The organism is Mycobacterium sp., assembly GCF_050701675.1.
Taxonomy (GTDB): Bacteria; Actinomycetota; Actinomycetes; order Mycobacteriales; family Mycobacteriaceae; genus Mycobacterium.
The window spans coordinates 1-3,993 of sequence record NZ_JBOGDD010001106.1 but is presented as its reverse complement, the minus strand read 5'-3'; the positions used below and the strand labels follow the sequence as shown (position 1 = coordinate 3,993).

At 67.5% G+C, this 3,993-nt stretch carries 6 protein-coding genes and 1 pseudogene; 5 read left to right on the top strand and 2 right to left on the bottom strand.

Annotation, left to right across the window (positions count from 1 at the left end):
• The first annotated feature begins 57 nt into the window (after window positions 1-57).
• Both ACRDUX_RS34265 and ACRDUX_RS34260 read left to right on the top strand, forming a co-directional pair.
• Window positions 58-225: a hypothetical protein gene (locus ACRDUX_RS34265; RefSeq protein ID WP_526420874.1), complete on the top strand. Its 168-nt coding sequence runs from the start codon at window positions 58-60 to the stop codon at window positions 223-225.
• A gap of 60 nt (window positions 226-285) precedes the next feature.
• Window positions 286-558: a hypothetical protein gene (locus tag ACRDUX_RS34260; protein WP_526420872.1), complete on the top strand. Its 273-nt coding sequence runs from the start codon at window positions 286-288 to the stop codon at window positions 556-558.
• A 29-nt stretch (window positions 559-587) separates the two neighbouring features.
• Here the strand turns inward: ACRDUX_RS34260 and ACRDUX_RS34255 are convergent, their stop codons facing one another.
• Window positions 588-980, bottom strand: coding sequence for a (deoxy)nucleoside triphosphate pyrophosphohydrolase (locus tag ACRDUX_RS34255; protein ID WP_526420870.1), 393 nt, complete (start codon window positions 978-980; stop codon window positions 588-590).
• A 242-nt stretch (window positions 981-1,222) separates the two neighbouring features.
• Here ACRDUX_RS34255 and ACRDUX_RS34250 point away from each other — a divergent pair, with 242 nt between their 5' ends.
• Window positions 1,223-1,504: a 4a-hydroxytetrahydrobiopterin dehydratase gene (locus tag ACRDUX_RS34250; RefSeq protein ID WP_526420868.1), complete on the top strand. Its 282-nt coding sequence runs from the start codon at window positions 1,223-1,225 to the stop codon at window positions 1,502-1,504.
• Here ACRDUX_RS34250 and ACRDUX_RS34245 read toward each other — a convergent pair.
• Window positions 1,485-2,741, bottom strand: coding sequence for a mannosyltransferase (locus tag ACRDUX_RS34245; protein ID WP_526420866.1), 1,257 nt, complete (start codon window positions 2,739-2,741; stop codon window positions 1,485-1,487). The two genes, ACRDUX_RS34250 and ACRDUX_RS34245, sit on opposite strands and share 20 nt — an antisense overlap.
• A 120-nt stretch (window positions 2,742-2,861) precedes the next feature.
• Between ACRDUX_RS34245 and ACRDUX_RS34240 the strand changes: the two genes are divergently transcribed.
• Window positions 2,862-3,506, top strand: a complete 645-nt coding sequence (locus tag ACRDUX_RS34240) for a hypothetical protein (protein ID WP_526420864.1) — start codon at window positions 2,862-2,864, stop codon at window positions 3,504-3,506.
• A 47-nt stretch (window positions 3,507-3,553) separates the two neighbouring features.
• A pseudogene (locus ACRDUX_RS34235) lies at window positions 3,554-3,993 on the top strand (Rv1157c family protein); the annotation flags it as partial.

Here is a 3,993-nt window from a genome sequence, read left to right as displayed (position 1 = left end):
GATTGTCGCAGTGTGGGCACCCGATCACGAAAACGAAGCCAATGAAGAAAGTCCGGTGTGAAGTCCTCCAAGCTGGCCGGTGTCAAGGCGAAGAAGAAATGTTGTCGCAGCAAGCCGCGCTGCAAGCGCTGCCCAGTGGTGCTCGGCAAGGTGGCTAAGGCCGAACTGTCGGGCATCCGCGGCAAGGAGCTCGACAAGGTCTTCAAACGCGCCAGAAAGTCCTGACGACCTCGGCGAACGTCGGCGTACGGTGAAAGTGTCCGTCGCTGGTTGGAGGTAACGATCATGACGTTTTTCGAAGCGGGGACCATCGTCGTGGTGATTCTGCTGGCCAGTGCTGCCACCGTCGCCATCTACCTTGGTCTGCTCAACTGGATGGGCGCGTTCTACGTCGTGCGGTGTGCGGCATGTCACCACCTGACCAGTTCGTCGGTCAACCAGGCGCCGGGGTCGTGCCCGCATTGCCGCCACCCGGCTCTGCTGCATCCGGTGCATGCGGTCCGCCACCCGGAGAGCCTGTCCGAGGTGCGCGTGGTGGGCGACCGGCTCCGGTACTAGACGGTCCCGGTTCTGGTGGTGCGCCTCTTCTAGCCGGCGCGCAGAGCCGCGATCAGGTCTGGCAACCACCCGCGGTCGGCAGGCACCCATGCCAGCCCGTCGAGATCGTCGGCGCTCACCCAGCGCAGCGCCCGGTGATCCCGTGCTCGTGCGGTGCCCGCCGTCTGGGTGACGAGATATGCGCGCAAGGTCATCTCCTCGCTCAGTGCTACGTCGGGACCGAGCCGGGCGCCGACGGTGACCTCGATACCGAGTTCCTCGTCCAGTTCGCGCACCAGCGCCTCGGGTTCGCTCTCCCCCTGCGCCACCTTGCCGCCGGGCAGCTCCCACAACCCGGCCAGTTCCGGCGGCCGTTCACGCTGGGCCACCAGCAGGGTCGCGCCGGAGATCAGTGCGCCCGCGACGACGATCTGGTTCGGCACGCTGCGACGCTATACCGTCGCGCGGTTCCGTGCCGCCAGATCAGCCGCGACCGAGCCGCCGCCGGCACGGACACACCAGCGTTCTGAATGACGATGGCGCGCACGAAATAGCAAGCGCACCAATGTTTTTCATGGCGTCGGCGATGCCGCTGATGGTAATCAACACGGCTGGCTACGCGCCTCGATTTCTGGCGTATCGTTCCGGGTAGCAACGTTTTTCACCGGAGAGAAAGGTTACCAACATGGCTGTGTTGACCGACGAGCAGGTGGATGCGGCACTCCCCGAGCTCGACGGCTGGGAGCGTTCCGACGGAGCCTTGCGAAGGTCGATCAAGTTTCCCGCCTTCCTCGACGGCATCGACGCGGTTCGCCGCGTCGGGGAACACGCGGAGCGGGAGGACCACCACCCCGACATCGACATCCGTTGGCGGACGGTTACTTTCGCACTCGTCACCCACTCCGAGGGCGGTATCACCGATAAGGACGTGGCGATGGCAGGCGACATCAATCGGATCGTCGGCTGACCGAGGCGACGAAGGCCAGGGTCGCGACCGCGGCAAGGACGTACAGCGATCCGGCCACGTCCGTGTACCAATGGCTGCCGTGCAGCCAGCCCATGTCACCGGCCAGTTTCACCAACCATGGCGGCCCCACGTACGCCAGCACCACCCAGGCCCAGCCGACAATCCGCGTTCGGTGGCGCACCGGACCGAGAACCAACCACATGACGAGCGGCAACAGCCACACCCAGTGATGCGTCCAACTGATCGGTGAGACCAGCAACCCGAACAGCATCACCACGACGATGCGGCCCAGCGGGTCGTCGGCGCCGATGCGCCGCCACGCCAGCAGGGTGAGCGCGGCAGTGACGACGACAGCGCCGACCAACAACGGGCCGTAGCCGACGTCACGTCCCGTCAGGTAGCCGACGACACCGCGCAGCGACTGGTTCATCGGGGTGTCCACGACGCCGATGCGATCGGCATTGCCGAGCAGATCGGTGAAGTAGAACCGCGCTTGCGCGCCGCCAACGGCGATCGACAATGCCACGGTCGCGCCGAACACCAAGCCGGAGAACAGCACGGCCTTCCACCGGCGGGCTCCCACGAAGTACAGGCCCGCCACTGCGGGCGTCAGTTTGACGCCTGCGGCCAAACCCACCAGCAGACCGGACAACCACCACCGGTTGCAGTACACCGCGAACAACACCGCGAACATCAGCAACGCACCGATCTGGCCGAGTTCGAACACGTGCCGGATCGGCTCGAACCAGATGGCGAGCGCAGTCCACGCCATCGCCATGCGCTGATCCGGGGTGTGCAGCAGCTTCAACACCAGCACGGCCGCGCCGTACAGCGCCGCGACGATGCCCAGTTGCCAGCAGAGACCGACGACCGCGAACGGCAGGAAGTGCAGCGGATAGAACACCAGGCCGGCGAACGGCGGATAGGTGAACCGCAACGGGAGCGGCGGGATCGCCGGGTGGTAGACGAAGTCGTAGAGGCCGCCGCGTGCCATGGTGGCGGCGCCGTCGACGTAGACGTGGAGGTCGATGAAGTTGGTGCCGTTGCGCATCAGGTAGGTGACGCCGAACCGCGCGACCAGGCTGAGCGCGAGCAGATACGGCGCGACGACCGCGAATCGACTCCGCGGCGTCGCGCCGACGCTGGCGGGTGCGACATCCGTCTGTCTGGCTATCCGTCCGACTCTAGTTTCCCAATCGCGAGTTTCCCCGCCGCATCGCTCGCCCAGGCAAGCCATTCGGTCACCATCGGCCGTCGTGTCAGTAACGGTTGCATAAATGCCACACGTGTCACTTGAGTAACTCCAGTAACTCCGTAGCTTCGGTTCCAGACGTGTCGTCAACCGATCGGGAGAACCATGCACATCGCCAGAAAAGTATTCGCCACCAGCGTGATTGCTGCCGCATGCGCGGTCCCGGGGGCGCTGCTGTTCAGCGCTACCGCGGCTGCCGACCCGGTACCCGCACCGGCTCCGGCGATCCCCAACATCCCGTTCCTGGGCTCGCTCACGCCGGCCAACGCGCCGCAGCTGTTGCAGGGCCTCGCTTCGGCGTTCTCCGGTGCTGCCACCCCGGCTGCGGCACCCGCCGCACCGGCACCGGCGGCCACCGCCTCCGTCACGCTGCCGCAGGCGCCCGCCGCACCGGCAGCACCGCTGGCATCCGCACCCACCGCCGCCGCTCCGGCCGCGGCCGCTCCCGCAGGGTTGGTTCCGACGGCCGAAGTGCAGCTGCCTCAGGTCCCCGGGTCCCCGTTGCCGCTGCCCCAGCAGGTCAACTTTCCTGGTGACCTGGCCTCGCTGATGCCTGCTGGCACACCGCTGGCCAACCTGCTGCCGAAGTCCCCCGTGGCCGTCCCCGTCGCCGCTGCGGCGCCGATTGCCGCCGCAGCGCTGCCTGCAGCAACCGCCGCAACTGCCGCTGCGGCGCCTGCCGCTCCGGCAGCCGCAGGCGGCCTGAGTTCACTTTCGCCACTGATGTTCCCGGTCGCAGGGCTGCCCTGACGCCCGACCGTTCAGGCCAGAAGAACCGAACCGAGCACGGGAGAGTCATGCCTTCGAAGAGAACGCTGTTGGTCGCACTCGGAGCGACGGCCGCGCTGACGCTGAGCGCCCATCCGGTCGCCCATGCGGAGCCCACGCCACCGCTGCCGCTGCCGATCAGCGGTCTGCAGGCGCCCGGGCTGCCCGCGATGCAGAGCCTGGGGCCCGCCATCCAGCAGGCGGCTGGTGACCCGACGAACGCCGCCTCGATGTTGATGGCCGCGGCGGCGGCGTTCGCTGGCAACAGCGCGGTGCCTTCCGGTTCGAAGAACGTGGCCGCGGCGGTCAATCAGTTCGTCGCCGATCCCCAGGTGGCGCACGTGCCCGCGGTGGGTGCGATCCCCGGTACCGAGGCGCACCTGCCGATGGGGGTCGACCCCGCCCACGCGGCGGGTCCCGTGCCAGATGCGACTCCGATGGCCGCCGTCGCACCGGCACCAGAGGCCGC

What these genes read in the sequence shown, in the direction of transcription:
- ACRDUX_RS34245 (WP_526420866.1), bottom strand. Translation starts at nt 2,741, where the DNA reads ATGGCTTGCCTGGGCGAGCGATGCGGCGGGGAAACTCGCGATTGGGAA.
- ACRDUX_RS34260 (WP_526420872.1), top strand. Translation starts at nt 286, where the DNA reads ATGACGTTTTTCGAAGCGGGGACCATCGTCGTGGTGATTCTGCTGGCC.
- ACRDUX_RS34250 (WP_526420868.1), top strand. Translation starts at nt 1,223, where the DNA reads ATGGCTGTGTTGACCGACGAGCAGGTGGATGCGGCACTCCCCGAGCTC.
- ACRDUX_RS34240 (WP_526420864.1), top strand. Translation starts at nt 2,862, where the DNA reads ATGCACATCGCCAGAAAAGTATTCGCCACCAGCGTGATTGCTGCCGCA.